16 protein-coding genes, 1 tRNA gene and 1 pseudogene are annotated in these 15,756 nt (G+C 71.0%); 9 read left to right on the forward strand and 9 right to left on the reverse strand.

Translation table 11 applies throughout. The annotated features are described in order from the left end of the window. The 3 genes and pseudogenes from WH07_RS23930 to WH07_RS23935 all read right to left on the reverse strand — a co-directional run. A partial coding sequence (locus WH07_RS23930; RefSeq protein WP_046503759.1) for an SDR family NAD(P)-dependent oxidoreductase occupies nucleotides 1–360 on the reverse strand: 360 nt, incomplete at its 3' end. Between the two features lie 8 nt (nucleotides 361–368). Then, nucleotides 369–482 (reverse strand): annotated as a pseudogene (locus tag WH07_RS39385) (SDR family NAD(P)-dependent oxidoreductase); the annotation flags it as partial. Nucleotides 483–486: 4 nt separating this feature from the next. Continuing rightward, nucleotides 487–936, reverse strand: a complete 450-nt coding sequence (locus tag WH07_RS23935) for a hypothetical protein (protein ID WP_046503762.1) — start codon at nucleotides 934–936, stop codon at nucleotides 487–489. 151 nt (nucleotides 937–1,087) lie between these two features. Here WH07_RS23935 and WH07_RS23940 point away from each other — a divergent pair, with 151 nt between their 5' ends. Beyond that, the gene (locus WH07_RS23940) at nucleotides 1,088–2,014 is read left to right on the forward strand and encodes a ketopantoate reductase family protein (RefSeq protein ID WP_046503766.1); all 927 of its coding nucleotides are present in this window, start codon (nucleotides 1,088–1,090) and stop codon (nucleotides 2,012–2,014) included. Nucleotides 2,015–2,127: 113 nt separating this feature from the next. Here the strand turns inward: WH07_RS23940 and WH07_RS23945 are convergent, their stop codons facing one another. Next, nucleotides 2,128–2,847, reverse strand: a complete 720-nt coding sequence (locus tag WH07_RS23945; RefSeq protein ID WP_046503800.1) for an SDR family oxidoreductase — start codon at nucleotides 2,845–2,847, stop codon at nucleotides 2,128–2,130. 161 nt (nucleotides 2,848–3,008) lie between these two features. On the opposite strand from WH07_RS23945, the gene WH07_RS23950 reads away from it, so the two are divergent. Continuing rightward, nucleotides 3,009–3,887 (forward strand): LysR family transcriptional regulator, encoded by an 879-nt coding sequence (locus WH07_RS23950; RefSeq protein ID WP_046503769.1) that lies wholly within the window; start codon nucleotides 3,009–3,011, stop codon nucleotides 3,885–3,887. Nucleotides 3,888–4,158: 271 nt separating this feature from the next. After that, a complete protein-coding gene (locus WH07_RS23955; RefSeq protein ID WP_046503773.1) occupies nucleotides 4,159–4,518 on the forward strand; it encodes a DUF805 domain-containing protein in 360 nt (119 codons plus the stop codon). Nucleotides 4,519–4,796: 278 nt separating this feature from the next. Here the strand turns inward: WH07_RS23955 and WH07_RS23960 are convergent. After that, a tRNA-Leu gene (locus tag WH07_RS23960) sits at nucleotides 4,797–4,881 on the reverse strand. Between the two features lie 223 nt (nucleotides 4,882–5,104). Here WH07_RS23960 and WH07_RS23965 point away from each other — a divergent pair. From WH07_RS23965 to WH07_RS23975, 3 genes are all read left to right on the forward strand, one after another. Beyond that, complete coding sequence (locus WH07_RS23965; RefSeq protein WP_046503803.1) at nucleotides 5,105–6,430, forward strand: M20/M25/M40 family metallo-hydrolase; 1,326 nt, start codon at nucleotides 5,105–5,107, stop codon at nucleotides 6,428–6,430. A 189-nt stretch (nucleotides 6,431–6,619) separates the two neighbouring features. Then, nucleotides 6,620–6,853, forward strand: a complete 234-nt coding sequence (chpH, locus tag WH07_RS23970; protein WP_046503775.1) for a chaplin ChpH — start codon at nucleotides 6,620–6,622, stop codon at nucleotides 6,851–6,853. A 138-nt stretch (nucleotides 6,854–6,991) separates the two neighbouring features. Next, nucleotides 6,992–7,801: a chaplin gene (locus WH07_RS23975; RefSeq protein ID WP_046503779.1), complete on the forward strand. Its 810-nt coding sequence runs from the start codon at nucleotides 6,992–6,994 to the stop codon at nucleotides 7,799–7,801. Between the two features lie 81 nt (nucleotides 7,802–7,882). Here the strand turns inward: WH07_RS23975 and WH07_RS23980 are convergent, their stop codons facing one another. Further along, the gene (locus WH07_RS23980; protein ID WP_005319466.1) at nucleotides 7,883–8,071 is read right to left on the reverse strand and encodes a DUF5703 family protein; all 189 of its coding nucleotides are present in this window, start codon (nucleotides 8,069–8,071) and stop codon (nucleotides 7,883–7,885) included. Nucleotides 8,072–8,118: 47 nt separating this feature from the next. Between WH07_RS23980 and WH07_RS23985 the strand changes: the two genes are divergently transcribed. Beyond that, nucleotides 8,119–8,769: a hypothetical protein gene (locus tag WH07_RS23985; RefSeq protein ID WP_046503786.1), complete on the forward strand. Its 651-nt coding sequence runs from the start codon at nucleotides 8,119–8,121 to the stop codon at nucleotides 8,767–8,769. A gap of 226 nt (nucleotides 8,770–8,995) precedes the next feature. Here WH07_RS23985 and WH07_RS23990 read toward each other — a convergent pair whose 3' ends face one another. Beyond that, nucleotides 8,996–11,269, reverse strand: a complete 2,274-nt coding sequence (locus WH07_RS23990; protein ID WP_052744540.1) for an ATP-dependent DNA helicase — start codon at nucleotides 11,267–11,269, stop codon at nucleotides 8,996–8,998. Beyond that, complete coding sequence (locus WH07_RS23995) at nucleotides 11,266–12,249, reverse strand: aldo/keto reductase (RefSeq protein ID WP_046503788.1); 984 nt, start codon at nucleotides 12,247–12,249, stop codon at nucleotides 11,266–11,268. The genes WH07_RS23990 and WH07_RS23995 overlap by 4 nt, the downstream gene beginning before the upstream one ends. A gap of 138 nt (nucleotides 12,250–12,387) precedes the next feature. On the opposite strand from WH07_RS23995, the gene WH07_RS24000 reads away from it, so the two are divergent. Further along, on the forward strand, nucleotides 12,388–13,440 hold the full coding sequence (locus tag WH07_RS24000) for an LLM class F420-dependent oxidoreductase (protein ID WP_046503792.1): 1,053 nt from the start codon (nucleotides 12,388–12,390) through the stop codon (nucleotides 13,438–13,440). 257 nt (nucleotides 13,441–13,697) lie between these two features. Then, nucleotides 13,698–14,483 (forward strand): hypothetical protein, encoded by a 786-nt coding sequence (locus WH07_RS24005; RefSeq protein ID WP_046503794.1) that lies wholly within the window; start codon nucleotides 13,698–13,700, stop codon nucleotides 14,481–14,483. A gap of 103 nt (nucleotides 14,484–14,586) precedes the next feature. Here the strand turns inward: WH07_RS24005 and WH07_RS24010 are convergent, their stop codons facing one another. After that, the gene (locus tag WH07_RS24010) at nucleotides 14,587–15,612 is read right to left on the reverse strand and encodes a magnesium and cobalt transport protein CorA (protein ID WP_046503797.1); all 1,026 of its coding nucleotides are present in this window, start codon (nucleotides 15,610–15,612) and stop codon (nucleotides 14,587–14,589) included. Between the last annotated feature and the right edge of the window lie 144 nt (nucleotides 15,613–15,756).

Raw genomic sequence — 15,756 nt, forward strand, 5'->3', positions numbered from 1 at the left:
CCAGGAACCCCCGGCCCCCGGCAACGCCCTCATCTGCTGCTCCACCCCGACGACCGAGGTCCTCGTCGACCTGTGAACGAACGCGTGGCGGTGTGCTGCGCCTCCTTGGGGCTGACCGGGCGGGCGCCCGAGGCCGGCGAAGGCCGCGTCCACCGCGTCGTCCACCGACATGACCAACTCGTCCGGGATGGCGGCGAGTTCGACGCCCGAGCCGTCCCAGAACTCGGTGCGCACCGCGCCCGACAGGAATGCCTGCACCCTGATACCGGTGTCGGCAAGCTTTTGCTGGAGGGCCTGGGTGAACGTCAGCACATAGCTCTTGGTCGCGCTGTACACCGTGCCGGCAGGCAGGAAGCTCAACGCCAGGGGCGGGCGACCAGGAGCAGATCGTATCCGCGGTCGGCCAGCCGCCGGGCGAACGCGGCGCCGATGCCGCCGGACGCGCCAGTGACGACGGCGGTCCTGGTGTCGTGCCTGGTCATCGGCTCACGCGTCCGTTCCGGAGGCGTTCTGACCGTCCGCCTGGCTGTCCGCCTGACCGTCGGCGTAGTCCAGCAGGTCCTGGTACGTCTGCCCCTCCGGCCGGTAGAAGCGGTTCGCGTCCCACTCGGCGCCGATCGGCGACTCGGCGATGAGGCGCGAGAACGTCAGTGCCGCGGACAGCGGCCGATGGTTGACGACGACCCTGTCGATCTTGCCCTCCGCGTTGCGGCGCATCGTCGCGGTGGCCTTGACCGGCCGCCCCGCGACGACCGCCGAGTACTCCTCCACGTGATAGTCGCCGTGGTCAAAGCTGAACTCGTCCACCCGGTCGTCGTAGAACGCGCTGACCACCGCGAGCTGTGCCAGCACGGCATCGCGGCCCCTGAGCACGCCGTTCATGGCCGCCCCCTCCAGGGTGACGTCCTCGGCCAGGTTGTCCTTGAACGATGCCATCGGGAACCCTCTTCTCCGCACTGCCTGGTTGACATAGTCAAATGCGCTACGCTTATGTCAGTCGATAGGGCGACATAAACATGGGGCGTACAGCGATGTCAACCCTGGCTCCGCGGTCGCCGGCGACCCATTTTCGAAAGGAACAGTTCTGATGACCAGCGAGCGCATCCTCGTGGTGGGCGCCGGCGCCACCGGCGGATACTTCGGAGCCCGCCTGGCCCAGGCCGGCCGCGACGTCACCTTCCTGCTCCGCCCCGCGCGGGCCGAACACGTACGCGCACACGGCCTGCGTCTGGTCACGCCGGGCGAGGACCTCACACTGCGGCCCGCCGTGGTCACCGCGGACGAACTCGACGGTCCGTTCCGCCTTGTCCTGCTGGCCACCCGCGCGGACGCCGTCACCGATGTGGCCGGGCAGATCGCGCCCGCCGTCGGCCCGGACACCAGGATCCTGCCGGTCCTCAACGGCGTCGCGCACCTGGACGTGCTGACCGGGCGCTTCGGGACCCGCGCGGTGCTCGGCGGAGTGGCCATGATCGCCGCCGCCCTCCGGCCCGACGGCACCGTCACTCAGTTGAACCCCGCCGCGTCCGTCACGCTCGGCAGCCTCAACGGCGCGGACGCCACCGCCGTCGCCGGCCTGCTCGACGTGAACGGCATCGACGTCTCCGTGAGTGATCGCATCCTCGCCGAGATGTGGCGCAAGTGGGTCTTCATCGTCTCCATCACCGCACTCACAACGCTGATGAACGCGCCCGTGGGCGACATCGTGGCGGTGCCCGGCGGGGACGGCATCGCCCGTGCCATCGTCGCGGAGGCCGCGTCCGTCAGCGCCGCCGCGGGCCAGGCCCTCGGCGACGACGCGATCGCCTTCGTCGAGGGCGCCGCCACCCAGCCGGGTTCCCCGCTCACCACCTCCGTCTTCCGCGACGTGGCCGCCGGACGAGCAGCGGAAGTCGAGCCGATGCTCGGCGACTTCATCGACCGGGCCCGCCGCTCGGGCACCCCCACGCCCTACCTGGACGCCGCCACGACCCGTCTGCGCGTCTATGAACACCTCCGCACCGCCCGAGCGTGATCAGCTTCCGTTTCCGCCACCGCTTGACCTGGTCGATCAGCGGGCCTCGGCGGCCCTGGCTGTCAGCCCACGCGAGCCGTTCGCCCAGCGCGGAACGGGTCCGAGGCGAGACCTCAGACCAGTAGCGCGCCGCCGTCCACACCGATGACCGCGCCGGTGGCATAGGTCTGCTCCATGCAGTAGAGGTAGGCGAGCGCGACCTCCTCCACCCGGCCGGTGTGCCCGACCGGCGCCGTCTTCGCCGTGGCCTCGTACAGCGCGTCGCGGTCCGTCTCGCCCATGGCCGACCACAACGGGCTCTCGACCACGCCAGGACGCACCAGATTGACCCGGACCGGGGCGAGTTCGAGGGCGAGCTCGCGGGTCAGGGCCTCCATCGCGCCGCAGATGCTGGCGGCCACCGCCCAGCCCGGAGCCGGACGCGGGCCCGCCGAGCCACCGGTCAGCGTCACCGACCCGTCCCGGCTCAGCCGCGGCATCGCCGCCCGTACCGCGGCCAGCACCCCGAAGTACCGGATTTCGAAGAACCGGCGGGCAGTGTCCACGTCAAGATCCGCGATCGGCGCGAGCGTCAGTGCCTCTCCCGAGGTGTACACCAGGTGATCGAATCCGCCGATCCGCCCGAAGACGACGTCGAGCGCGTCGGCGTCACGTACGTCGACCGCGTGGCCGGTCGCGCCAGGCGGCAGTTCCCTCAGGGCGCGCTCCACGCTCGCCTGCCGCGCGGAGACGACCACGACCTCGGCGCCGCGCCCGGCTGCCGCCCGCGCGGTGGCCTGCCCGATCCCCGACGTCCCGCCGATCACCACGACCCGCTGTCCGCTGAAGTCCATGGCGGTGGCTCCTTTCTTCAGCTTTTCCATAGCTTTTCCAGTTTTTCCGTAGCTCTTCCGTGTGCCGACCCCAACGATCCGTTCCGAACCCGGTCCGCGTCCAAGACCCTCTGTGACCGCTGTGATACCTTCAAGGCATCACAGGTGGCCAGGAGGCACGCATGGACCTGGACCTTCGCAAGATCCGGTACTTCATGGCCGTCGCGCGGGAGCTGAACTTCGGACGCGCGGCCCGCGATCTGCACATCGCCCAGCCCGTGCTCTCACGCCAGATCCGGGCGCTCGAGGCCGAGCTCGGCGTCCAACTGTTCATGCGCGACAGGCGCCGTACGGAACTGACCGCGGCCGGCGAGGCCCTGTACACGGAGGCGGCACCGCTGCTGGCCGGCGCCGAGGCGCTGCGCCGCCGCGTTGGACGGGCCGGCCGCGGAGCCGACAGCTTCACTGTCGCCTTCATGCCCGGACTGACCGTCACCGGCGCCGTCCGCGCGCTGACGGCAGCTCACCCGCGGATGACGGTCGATGTGCTGCGGACGAGCTGGGCCGACCAGGTGGAGGTCCTGCGCGACGGACGGGCGGACGTGAGCTGCGTACGCCTGCCGATCGACCAGCGCGGACTGAAGGTCAGGGCACTGTTCGACGAACCCCGCGTCGCCGTGCTGCCCACCGCGCATCGCCTGGCATGCAAGAGCGAGCTGCACCTGAGCGACCTCGCCGGCGAAACACTCCTCCAGCCCTACGACGCGGTCCCCGAATGGCAAGCGATGACGGGCGATACCGCACCAAGTGGACTGAGTGGACCGAGTGGGCCTCCGGCCGCGCTGGCCGTGGAGGAGAAGCTGGAACACGTCGCCGCCGAGCGAGGCGTCGTTGTCCTGCCCCAGTCGACCGCCGGCTTCTACCACCGCCCCGACGTCACCGCGATCGCGATCATCGACATCGGCCCGAGCCGCGTTGCCCTGGCCTGGGACGCCACACGCCGCACCCGCTTGATCAGCGAGTTCGCCGACCTCGCGGCAACCCACCTACGGGCTCCGTGAGCCGTCCGCGGCAGCAGACGCGGCATGTACCGTCCCGGGTGTGCCGAGCACGCGGGCCGGCGCGGCGCCCCGGCCCGACGGCGGCGAGCCGGGGCGCCTGCCCGACGTCAGTCCGCTCGCGGCGCGTTCCCGTTCCGCTCCCCGCGCCGTTCCCACGCCCTCCGCCGAAGGATCGTCATGTAACAACTTGACCAGATGATTTTCGGCCGCATACCTTTTCGCCCTGGCCCGCCACTGGGACGGGCCTCTTTCGCGTCCTTGGGGGGACACAATGAACTGGTATCTCGGCGTTCTCAAGAACTACGCAGGCTTCAGCGGGCGGGCGCGCCGCACGGAGTTCTGGATGTTCGTCTTGTTCAACCTCATCGTGGAGATCGTTCTCACGGTCATCGACTCCGCGATCGGTCTGAGCAGCATCCTCGTCGGTCTCTACGCTCTCGCCGTCCTGATACCCGGCCTGGCAGTGAGTGTGCGGCGCCTCCACGACACCGACAAGTCCGGCTGGTTTCTGCTGCTCGGACTCATCCCGCTGGTCGGCGGGATCATCCTGATCGTCTTCTCCGCCACTGCGGGCACCGTGGGCCAGAACAAGTACGGCCACGACCCGAAGCAGCACCCGGCGCACGTCTGAGTGCTCCTGAGCACTCGCGCGAAAGGCCCGTCGGAGCGCCTCCGACGGGCCTTCGTCATGATGCCGACGTCCCGGGGCACGCCGGCTCCTTTCGGCTGCGACGTCATCGAAGCCCGCCGCCGCGACCTGCTCGCCGACTGAACAACCCACAGTGCCCGGGCCGCACCGGCCGAAGGGTCAACCGAAAACACCCGGAAAACACCAAATCCGGCTGGAGGCGAACCTCCAGCCGGACCTGATCACACTGCTTCCGCATCACCCCGTGGGGCAATGGTTTGTGTCCGAGGGGGGACTTGAACCCCCACGCCCGATAAAGGGCACTAGCACCTCAAGCTAGCGCGTCTGCCATTCCGCCACCCGGACCAGGTGTCTGCCGGGCGGCTCGGGGCCGTTCCGACGTGGGAAACCATAGCAAACATTCGGCGGTGCCCGATCACCGCTCGATGCTGTACGGGGCCGCCGACGGCGGGCTTCGGGAGGGCGGGGCGTGTGTCGGGCTCATGTCGGCCGAGGAGCGGTCTTGGGTGCCGGGGTGGTTCGCGGGAGGATGTGGGGACCACCAGCAACGACCGTGGGAGTGAGCAGCGTGACCGAGTCGAACGCGGGCAGTACCGTCTCCGGCGAGGACGAGGTCGTAGGCCTCTGCCGTGATCTGATCCGGATCGACACCAGCAACTACGGCGACCACTCGGGACCGGGGGAGCGGGCCGCCGCCGAGTATGTCGCCGAGAAGCTCGCCGAGGTGGGCCTCGAACCGCAGATCTTCGAGTCGCACAAGGGCCGCGCCTCGACCGTGGCCCGGATCGAGGGCGAGGATCCCTCCCGGCCCGCCCTGCTCATCCACGGCCACACCGATGTCGTCCCGGCCAACGCCGACGACTGGCGCCACCACCCGTTCTCGGGCGAGATCGCGGACGGCTGTGTCTGGGGCCGGGGCGCCGTCGACATGAAGGACATGGACGCGATGACCCTCGCGGTCGTACGGGAGCGGATGCGCAGCGGCCGCAAGCCCCCGCGCGACATCGTGCTGGCCTTCCTCGCCGACGAGGAGGCGGGCGGTACGTACGGGGCGCGGTATCTCGTGGACAACCACCCGGATCTCTTCGAGGGCGTCACGGAGGCGATCAGCGAGGTCGGCGGCTTCTCCTTCACCGTCAACGAGAATCTGCGGCTCTATCTGGTGGAGACCGCGCAGAAGGGCATGCACTGGATGCGCCTGACGGTCGACGGCACCGCGGGGCACGGCTCGATGACCAACAACGACAACGCCATCACCGAGCTGTGCGAGGCCGTGGGCCGGCTCGGCCGCCACCAGTGGCCGGTGAGGGTGACCAAGACCGTACGGTCCTTCCTGGACGAGCTGTCCGACGCGCTCGGCACTCCGCTCGACCCCGAGGACATGGAGGCCACGCTCGCCAAGCTCGGCGGGATCGCCAAGATGATCGGGGCGACCCTGCGCAACTCCGCCGCCCCGACCATGCTCGGCGCCGGCTACAAGGTGAATGTGATCCCCGGCCAGGCGACCGCCCATGTCGACGGCCGTTTCCTGCCCGGGTACGAGGAGGAGTTCCTGGCCGACATCGACCGGATCCTCGGCCCGCGGGTCAAGCGCGAGGACGTGCACAGCGACAAGGCCCTGGAGACCAGCTTCGACGGGAAGTTGGTGGACGCGATGCAGACCGCACTCTCCGCCGAGGACCCGATCGCACGGGCCGTTCCGTACATGCTCTCCGGCGGCACCGACGCCAAGTCCTTCGACGACCTCGGCATCCGCGGTTTCGGTTTCGCTCCGCTCAAGCTGCCGCCCGAGCTGGACTTCGCCGGGATGTTCCACGGTGTGGACGAGCGAGTGCCGGTGGACGGGCTGAAGTTCGGCGTCCGCGTACTCGACCGGTTCATCGACAACAGCTAGGTCCTGTCCGCTCGGACAGGAGCTGGTTCGGGGCCCCGACAAGCCCCCACAACCGCCAACAATCGCCAGCGCGTGCGCACTTGACTGAAAAGAGTGAATCCGACCATACGCTCGTAGCCCCATTGGTTCCTCCTCGTTACAGGTGTTGCGGCCCGCAGTTGGGGCCGTGTCTGTCAACTAGGAGGAAAAATGATCAAGAAGATCGTCGCCGCTGCCGCTGTCACCGGTGGTCTGGTGTTCGCGGGTGCGGGCATGGCCGTCGCCGACTCGGACGCCCAGGGTGCCGCCGTGAACTCGCCCGGTGTGGTCTCTGGCAATGTCATCCAGGCGCCCATCCATGTCCCGGTGAACGTGTGCGGCAACACGATCTCCGTGATCGGGCTGCTCAACCCCGCCTTCGGCAACACCTGCATCAACAAGTGACACCGTCACTCGCACCCGTGAGGGTCTGAGCCCGAGCGGCCCCGGAGTGCGCGCCATGCACTCCGGGGCCGTTGGGCCTCCTGCCCCGGCACCGATGCCCAGGGCAGTCCAGGAAAGGCAGAAGGCAGGGATCACACAATGCGACAGGTCACGCGCAAAGGCCTGATCACCATGGCGGCCGCGGGCGGCGTGCTCGCCCTCGGCGGCGGTCACGCGCACGCGGACTCGGGAGCCGAGGGAACCGCGGCGAAATCTCCGGGCGTGCTGTCCGGCAACAATGTGCAGGTGCCGGTGCATGTCCCGGTCAATGTGTGCGGGAACACCGTGAACGTGGTCGGGGTGCTCAACCCGGCGTTCGGCAACGGCTGCGCCAACGCGGGGGGCACATCCCCGGGCGGCTCCGGCGCACACGGCGGCGGCTCGCACACCCCGCCGCAGGGCAGTGGCTCCCACCAGGGCGGCTCCCACTCCCACGGCTCGCAGCAGGGCGGATCGCACCCGGGCGCCTCACACACCGCGCCCGCCGGCGGATCCCACGCGGAAGGCGGTTCGGCGAACTCTCCCGGCGTCGGCTCCGGCAACACGATCGAGGTGCCGATCGACATCCCGGTGAACGCCTGCGGGAACAGCGTCACGATCGGCGGCCTGCTCAACCCCACCACCGGCAACGCCTGCGCCAACGAGTCGCCCGTCACCCCGCCGGCCAAGCCCGAGCGGCCAGGAAAGCCGGTCACCCCGGTCACTCCGGCCCCGCCCGGGAAGCCGGTCCAGGTGCGCGCGATCCCGCCGTCTCCCAACGCTCCCGAGACGAAGACCGTCGCACGGCCCCGAGCCACCGAGACGCTCGCCCAGACCGGTGCGGGCGCACTCGGGATCGCGATCCCGGTGGGCGCCGGGCTCCTGGTCGCGGGCAGCGTCATCTACCGCCGCGCCCGCGCCGCCGCGTAATCGAACGCGTACGGTTGGTGCTCACGGCGGTGAGTACGGACACGGGCGGGCCTCGCCACAGCGGGGCCCGCTCCGTCGCACTCACCAGGTGGCGCGTACCTGACGGATGATGCGCCGACGCAGCCGCACCCTGCGACTGCCGTCCCGGTGGAGGCTCAGACGGTCCAATTCCCAGTGTCCGTACTCGGCATGGTCGGTCAGCAGACGGGTCGCTTCCTTGCGGGAGACCCCGCGCGGCACGTACACGTCGACAAATTCGTATTCCGGCATCGCATCTATTGTGCGGGCAGAGGCCAGGTACGGATAGCGTCTGCACTATGTCTGATGCTGCGCAGCCCACCGCTGCCGAGGTACGCGCCGCCGCCGAGGCGGTCAAGGTCGCTCTGGACCGCCACCTCGCGGCGGTCGAACACCGCACGGGTGAGGACGACCCGGCTGTCTCCGACGCGTTCAATGCCCTGGCCGTCGCGGCCGAGGTCTATGACGAGCGGCTCTACAACCGGTACGACGAAGTCACCCCCTTCGAGATCCCGGATCCGGACGACTCGCTTCCGCCGTACAAGGGTCCCGAGGAGCCGAACGCCCTCAGCGTGCTGATCCGGCGTGATTACGCGGTGGTGGAGCCGCAGCGGCTGCTCGCCCAAGCACAGCGCATCGCCGATGTGGACAGCGATACCGGCACCGGTGGCGTGGTGGGCAGCAGTGTGCATGCCGCCCTCGGGGTGCTCTTCGGCGAGTACGAACCCGACGAGATCGCGTCCCGGCACAAGGAATTCGGGCTCGAAGAGGGCGATTCCACGCTCTGGGTCTCGGCGGCGGACGATCTGCCCGAGCCGGGGGAGTGGCTGAGCGCCCCCTTCGACCAGGCCGATCCGCAGCAGGTGGTCTGCCGGTTCGACGTCAGCGCGGTCTTCGACGAGGACGATCTCGACGCGGACCTCGACGACCTGGAGGAACAGGACGCCTGACCCGGCGGCCGGCGCGGAGGACGGACCCGGCGGAGGACGGACCCTTGGGCGCGGGTCCCGTCCTCGGAGTCCCGTCTTCGGAGTCCTGACCTCGGACCGCCGGGCTCGCCGGAGGGCTGGGCGGCTGACATCTGTACGCGCTGCGATCGGTGCCTGTGTGTACGTGTGTACGTGCTGCGATCCGTCCGTCCGGCGTACGAGGGCGAGGCCCCGGGGTCCCGGGGTTCTAGGCCTGCGCCGCCGGGGTCAGCAGCGCCTCGATCAGCGGGCGCAGCCGGGTGGTGCGCCGCTGGGAGGGGACCGTGGCCACCGCGTGCGGCAGCGCCTGGTCCACGCCGTGGACGACCGAGAGATGGCGCTCGCCCCGGCCGAAGGCCGTGTACACCCAGGGCCGGCTCAGCCCCTGGGCTGCGTCGCCGGGCAGCACCACGACCGCCGCGGGCCAGCGCATCCCCGCCGCCTGGTGCGCGGTGAGCGCCCAGCCGTGCCGTACGTCCTGCTCGACCCGCTCCCTCGCTACGGTGACCTCCCCGCCCTCGCAGTCGAGCCGCAGCCCGTCCTGACCGGCCGAGACCACCGAGCCCTGGAGCGTCCTGCCGGGTGAGGGGACATACGCGACCCTGTCGCCCGGGTCGAAGCCGCCGAACCGGCCGGGGCCCGGGTTGAGCCGCTGCTTGAGCGCCGCGTTGAGCGCGCGGGTGCCCGCCGAACCGCCATGGCCCACGGTGATCACCTGTGTCTCCCCGGGCCCCGTCCCGAAGGCGCGCGGCACCGACTCGGCGACGAGCTGGACCGCACGGTGCACCGCCTCGCCCGCGTCCCGCACCGGCACGATCACGACCTCCTTGCCGGGCGCCTCCACCTGGTTCAGCTCGCCGATGCCGATTCCGGAGACCAGCTCGCCGACCGGGCCCGGATCGGGGGTACGGGATGCGATCTGCGGGCACGCGCGGGCGGCCAGCAGATCGGCGAACACCCGGCCGGGGCCCGCCGACCACAGCACTCCCGGGTCACCGCTGAGCACCAGCCGGCTCCCGTCCGGCAGGGACTCGACGAGCAGCGCGGCCGTCTCCACATCAAGCTGCGGCGCGTCCAGCACAACCAGCAGATCGAGGGCGAAGCGGCCGTCCTCGTCACGCCCAGGGCCCTCCGTACCGGTCAGCAGCCCGGTTACGGTGACCGCCTCCGCGCCCAGCCTGCCGCGGCCGTTCTCGCTGTGCGCGGCGACGACTGCGCGCAGCCCGAGCGCACGCGCGGCCCCGGCCAGGGCGGCCGGCTCGGCGCGTGCCGCCTCGCCGCCGGTGTGCAGGACGAGTCCGTGCCCGGCGGCCGCGCGGATCAGCTCGGCCGCCGAGGGGGAGGGAGCGGCCTTCGCGGCCTCCTCCCAGGAGTCGTCGGGGCCGGTTTTGACCAGCCGCGCGAGTCCGTCGGCGAGGCTCTCCTCGGCGAGGGCGTACCGGTCGAGCCCGAGCAGGACCGGCGCTGTAGCCGGCTGTCCCGGTGCGGTGGTGTCCGCGGGCTCCTGTGGCGCCGCATCCTCGGTGCCGTCTTCGGAATCCTCGTCGTCCTGGAAGACCAGTACGGCCCCTTCGGCGAGCGCGTGCTGCACGGCCTCGTCCGGGTCGGGCACCGCGTGCTCGGTCAGCGCGCGGTGCACCGACGCCACCTCCAGCGCGGTGTGGCCTTGGATCGCGGCCCGCTCCAGCAGCCAGCCCACCAGCGCGGCGGCCCGGCGCTCGTCTGCGGGGCCGCACGCCGCCCCGAGCAGCGCGCGGGCGAACCCGTCGGCCTGCTCGGCCCGTACGCCGGGCACCGCGAGCAGCCGCCACGGGTCCTCGCGCAGCGTGTCCGCCGCCTGCTCCCCGAGCGCCGTGGCGACCGGCCCGGCGAGCGCTTCCGGCGCACCGCCCTCGGTGAGGACGGCCCGTACGGCGGACACTGTGCCGGGCGTGGCGCTCCGGGGCGCCGGCCGGGGCTCGGGAGCCGCTGCCGGGGCGCGTACGGGAGCGGTCGCCGCGGGCGCGGGCGCGGGTGGCCTCAGCAGGGCCGGGTCGACCTGCGCGCCGCTCTCCACGGCCCGTACGGCGGCGAGCAGATCGGCGGCCTGCCCGCTCAGCTTGCCTCCGGCGGCGATGGGTCCGCCGCGCTCGGCCTTCCGCCGCTCGATCCGCTCACGCAACTCCCGCTGCGCCGCCAATTCGGCCGCGGCCTCGGACGCCTCGCCGCCGTCCGCTGCGGTGGCGCTTCCGTCCGCGGTGCCGCTCCCGTCCGCGCCACCGCCGTCCCCGGTTGCCGCACCTGCCGCACCTGCCGCACCTGCCGCGCCGTCCGCTCCGGCCGGGTCCGGACCGGCCTCGCCCTCGTCGCCGCCGGCCTCGACCGCCGTGCCGTCCGCTCCCGTACCCGTACCGCCCTCGGCATCCTCCACCGGACCGGGCACAGCCCCGCTCTCGGGCGGCCCGGGCTCCTGCGGGGATGCGGTGGCGGGGTCCGTGGTCACAGCGTGCTCCAGTCCTGGTCGGGGTAGCGGTGCACGGGCGCCGACACATCGTCGAGCGCCTGGCAGATCTCGTTGGGAAGACTAAGGCTCTCCACTGACAACGCCGCTGTGAGCTGCTGTGCGTTGCGGGCGCCGATGATCGGGGCCACCACACCGGGGCGGTCCCTGACCCAGGCCAGCGCCACCTCCAGCGCGGTCGTGGCCAGCCCGTCCGCCGCCGTCGCGACCGCGTCGACGATACGGCTCGCCGCCTCGTCCAGATACGGCTCGACGAACGGCGCCATCTGCTCCGAGGCGCCCCGCGAGTCCGGCGGTGTGGTGTGCCGGTACTTGCCCGTGAGCACCCCGCGGCCCAAGGGGGACGAGGGCAGCAGACCGACCCCCAGATCCAGTGCCGCCGGCAGCACCTCGCGCTCCACACCGCGCTGCAACAGGGAGTACTCCATCTGGGTGCTGGCCAGCCGGGTCCGTGTCCCGGGCGCGGCGAGCTGCCAGGTGGCGGCCTTGGCGAGCTGCCACCCGCAGTAGTTCGACACCCCCGCATACCGCGCCCGGCCGCTGCTCACCGCGATGTCGAGCGCGTGGAGGGTCTCCTCCAGCGGTGTCTCGGCGTCAAAGGCGTGTATCTGCCACAGATCCACATAATCCGTCCCCAGCCGCTCCAGTGACGCGTCGAGCGCGGCCAGCAGATGCCCGCGGGACCCGTCGAAGCGCCGGTACGGATCCGGCACACTGCCCGCCTTCGTCGCGACGACCAGATCGCGGCGCGGCACCAGCCGCTCGATCAACTGCCCGAGCAGATATTCGGACTCCCCTCCGCCGTACACATCCGCCGTGTCGACAAGCGTCCCGCCCGCCTCCCAGAAGGCCTTCAACTGATCGGCGGCGTCGTGCTCGTCGGTGTCCCGACCCCAGGTCAGGGTGCCGAGCCCGATCCGTGACACACGCAGGCCGGTACGGCCGAGATGCCTCTGCTCCATGGCTGCTGAGATTACTGGCCAGGGCCCCACGCGGAGAGAGCCTGTGGACAACCCGCCCCTGACGGAAGCCCGTATGGCGCGCTAGAGTCCCCGGCAAGGGACGTTACTCGTCAGTAGTTCGGCAGTGAGGGAGTGGCTATGCGGCTCGGCATCAACCTCGGGTACTGGGGCGCGGGGATGGACGGCGACAACCTCGCCGTCGCGCAGGAGGCCGACCGCCTCGGCTACGACGTCTGCTGGGCCGCCGAGGCGTACGGTTCCGACGCCCCGACCGTGCTGAGCTGGGTCGCGGCGCGGACGGAGAGCATCGACGTCGGCTCCGCGATCCTCCAGATCCCGGCCCGCCAGCCCGCCATGACCGCCATGACCGCGGCCACCCTCGACTCCCTCTCCGGCGGCCGGTTCCGGCTCGGTCTCGGTGTGTCGGGTCCCCAGGTGTCCGAGGGCTGGTACGGCGTGAAGTTCGACAAGCCCCTCGCCCGCACCCGGGAGTATGTCGAGATCGTCCGCAGGGCCATGTCCCGTGAGCGGCTGTCGTTCGAGGGCGAGCACTGGACGCTGCCGCTCCCCGGCGGCCCGGGCAAGCCGCTGAAGCTGACCGTGCACCCGGTTCGCGAGCACATCCCGCTCTACATCGCCGCGATCGGCCCCAGGAATCTGGAGCAGACCGGCGAGATCGCCGACGGCGCCCTGCTGATCTTCCCGTCCGCCGAGCATCTTGAGGACACCGCGATCAGGCATCTCCGGGCGGGCCGCGAGAAGGCCGGACTGACCATGGACGGCTTCGATGTCTGCCCGACCGTGCCGCTCGCCGTCGGCGAGGACATCCATGCGCTGGCCGACACCTTCCGCCCGTACACCGCCCTGTACGTCGGCGGTATGGGCAGCCGCAAGCAGAACTTCTACAACCAGCTCGCGCGCCGTATGGGGTACGAGAAGGAGGCCGCCGCGATCCAGGACGCGTATCTCTCGGGCGACAAGGACGGCGCGGCGGCGGCCGTTCCGCACGAGCTGATCGACTCGACGACGCTGCTCGGCCCGGTGGAGCGGATCGCGGACCGGATGCAGGCCTATGCCGCCGCCGGTGTCACCACGCTGACGCTCGCACCGGCCGGTTTCACGCTCGACGAGCGCCTCGCGGCCCTGCGCGCCGGTACGGACGCCCTGGAGCGCGCGGGCCTGGTGTCCTGACGTCCTGGCCCGTACGCATACGACGCGTACGGGCGCGAGGCCGGTCCGGACCGGAAGACTGCGGCCGTGGTGGGGGCTCGGGGGGTCTTCCCCGCCACGGCCGTCATGTACGACAACGCGGCGGCCCCCCACTCGGTTACGCGCCCGCCCGCCTTCGCGCTCCTTCTTTCGGCTCAGCCGAACGGCGCACCTGTTGCCTGTCGCCCCACACCCCATTTGACTCGTTTTCTGCGGATGTCTGTATGGAGGTGGCAGTGATGCTCTCGGCCCGAAGCGTGTTCCAGGAGATTCTGGACGACGACCGTACCTTCCGGCTGTTCTGCTCCATCGCGGCCAGCGGAGAGGCACAGGGCGGCTGGGAGAACGGCCGGATCGCCGCCCTGGTGCCCGAGTCCATGCGGGATCTCGCCCCGAAGATCGCCCGGCACGGCGCCGACGAGGACAAGCACGGGCGCATTTTCCACGCCCTCCTGAAGAAGCGCGGTCTCGACCCCGTGGAGGTCCCGCGCGAGACCGATTACACGATGCTGCTGGAGCGCCGGGGCATCGGGCTCACCCACGCCAAGCTGCGCCGCGACGAGCAGCTCACCGAGGCGGACATCGTCATCTATCTCTCCCACAGCCGGATCACCGAGCAGCGGGCCGCCGACCAGATGGTGATGCTGGTCAAGTACTTCGGCGACCACCCCGAGGTGGGCAGGGCCGTCAGGATGATCAGCAATGACGAGGACAACCATCTCGCCTACTGCCACGAGGAACTGCTCCGGCTGGCCCGGGAGGGCCACGCCAGGACCATCCACCGCACCCTGCGGGAGTGCGCGATGGCCGAGACCGAGATCTATCGGGAGGTGAGCCTCGCCGTGATGGAGCGGATGGGCAGGCTCCTCGACTGGCCGCCGCTCAAGGCCACGCTGCTCGCCGCGGGGATCAACGGGATGCACGCGTACGAGCGGGTCCTCGGCCGGCAGCGGATGGTCCGCCTCAGGATGCCGGAGCGCAGGGACGCCCTGGGCGGCCCCGCGACCACGGTCCCGGTCCTCTAGACCGCCCGGCAGACCGCGTGAAGGACCGCCCGGCAGACCGCGTGACGGACCGGCCGACAGACCGGCCGAAGTCCCGAGCGCCCGTGTCCTCGGAGTGTGCGCCTCACAGCCAGCCCCTGCGCTTGAACATCCGGTGCAGCGCCACCACCACGACCGCCATGAACGCGATCACCGCGGGATAGCCCCATATGAACGCCAGCTCCGGCATGTACTCGAAGTTCATGCCGTAGATCCCCGCGACCAGCGTCGGCACCGCGGCCATGGCCGCCCACGCCGAGATCTTCCGCATGTCGTCGTTCTGCCGTACTCCCATCTGCGCGAGATGGGCCGCCAGGATGTCCGAGAGCAGCCGGTCCAGCCCCTCCACCTGGTCATTGGCGTGCAGGAGATGGTCGTTGACATCGCGGAAGAACGGCTGCGAGTGGTCGTGGACGAAGGGCACGCCCGCGGCCGCCAGCCGGGCCATCGGCGCCGCCAGCGGCACGCTCGCCCGGCGGAACTCCAGTACCTGCCGCTTGAAGTTGTAGATCCGCGCCGCCGTCGAGGACCCGGACTCCGCCGCCCGCGACGGGCGGGCCCCGCCGTCGCTGCCGCTCGGCGCGAAGACGTCCGCCTCCAGCTCCTCCAGGTCGACCTGAAGCTCCGCGGCGACCTCGATGTAGTGGTCCACGACGGTGTCGCTGACCGCGTACATCACCGCGGTGGGACCGTGCTTGAGCACCTCCGGCTCCGCTTCGAGCTGCTGCCGCACGGCGCTGAGCGCCCCGCCCTCGCCGTGCCGGACCGTCACCACGAAGGAGTCGCCTATGAAGACCATCAGTTCACCGGTCGAGACCGTGTCGCCCTCCGGCTCGTACTCCACCGGCTTGAGGACCATGAACAGCGAGTCGTCGTAGACCTCCAGCTTGGGCCGCTGGTGCGCGTGGAGCGCGTCCTCCACGGCCAGCGGGTGCAGCCCGAACTCGTCGCGTACGAGGTCGAACTCGTGCGGCGTCGGATCGTGCAGGCCGATCCACAGGAAGGCGTCGCCCTCGGCGCGCGCCTGGTCGAGGGCGTCGGAGAAGTCGGCGGGCCCCTCGGTCCGGCGTCCGTCCCGGTAAATGCCACAGTCCACGATCACGGCGGGCATTCTTCCCGCTCCCGGCCCGGACCGCATCCCCGGCCGTATCCGCAGGCGATTTCCCCGGGCCGTATCCCCGGCCGTGCCCCGGGCCGTGCCCCGGGCCGCGCCCCCGGCCGTGCCCCAGGGCAAGCCCCCGAGCGGCGACCGGCC

The sequence above is a fragment of the Streptomyces odonnellii genome (assembly GCF_000981895.1).
Lineage (GTDB): Bacteria > Actinomycetota > Actinomycetes > Streptomycetales > Streptomycetaceae > Streptomyces > Streptomyces odonnellii.

What these genes read in the sequence shown, in the direction of transcription:
- WH07_RS23935 (WP_046503762.1), bottom strand. Translation starts at nt 936, where the DNA reads ATGGCATCGTTCAAGGACAACCTGGCCGAGGACGTCACCCTGGAGGGG.
- WH07_RS23940 (WP_046503766.1), top strand. Translation starts at nt 1,088, where the DNA reads ATGACCAGCGAGCGCATCCTCGTGGTGGGCGCCGGCGCCACCGGCGGA.
- WH07_RS23945 (WP_046503800.1), bottom strand. Translation starts at nt 2,847, where the DNA reads ATGGACTTCAGCGGACAGCGGGTCGTGGTGATCGGCGGGACGTCGGGG.
- WH07_RS23950 (WP_046503769.1), top strand. Translation starts at nt 3,009, where the DNA reads ATGGACCTGGACCTTCGCAAGATCCGGTACTTCATGGCCGTCGCGCGG.
- WH07_RS23955 (WP_046503773.1), top strand. Translation starts at nt 4,159, where the DNA reads ATGAACTGGTATCTCGGCGTTCTCAAGAACTACGCAGGCTTCAGCGGG.
- chpH (WP_046503775.1), top strand. Translation starts at nt 6,620, where the DNA reads ATGATCAAGAAGATCGTCGCCGCTGCCGCTGTCACCGGTGGTCTGGTG.
- WH07_RS23975 (WP_046503779.1), top strand. Translation starts at nt 6,992, where the DNA reads ATGCGACAGGTCACGCGCAAAGGCCTGATCACCATGGCGGCCGCGGGC.
- WH07_RS23980 (WP_005319466.1), bottom strand. Translation starts at nt 8,071, where the DNA reads ATGCCGGAATACGAATTTGTCGACGTGTACGTGCCGCGCGGGGTCTCC.
- WH07_RS23985 (WP_046503786.1), top strand. Translation starts at nt 8,119, where the DNA reads ATGTCTGATGCTGCGCAGCCCACCGCTGCCGAGGTACGCGCCGCCGCC.
- WH07_RS23995 (WP_046503788.1), bottom strand. Translation starts at nt 12,249, where the DNA reads ATGGAGCAGAGGCATCTCGGCCGTACCGGCCTGCGTGTGTCACGGATC.
- WH07_RS24000 (WP_046503792.1), top strand. Translation starts at nt 12,388, where the DNA reads ATGCGGCTCGGCATCAACCTCGGGTACTGGGGCGCGGGGATGGACGGC.
- WH07_RS24005 (WP_046503794.1), top strand. Translation starts at nt 13,698, where the DNA reads ATGCTCTCGGCCCGAAGCGTGTTCCAGGAGATTCTGGACGACGACCGT.
- WH07_RS24010 (WP_046503797.1), bottom strand. Translation starts at nt 15,612, where the DNA reads ATGCCCGCCGTGATCGTGGACTGTGGCATTTACCGGGACGGACGCCGG.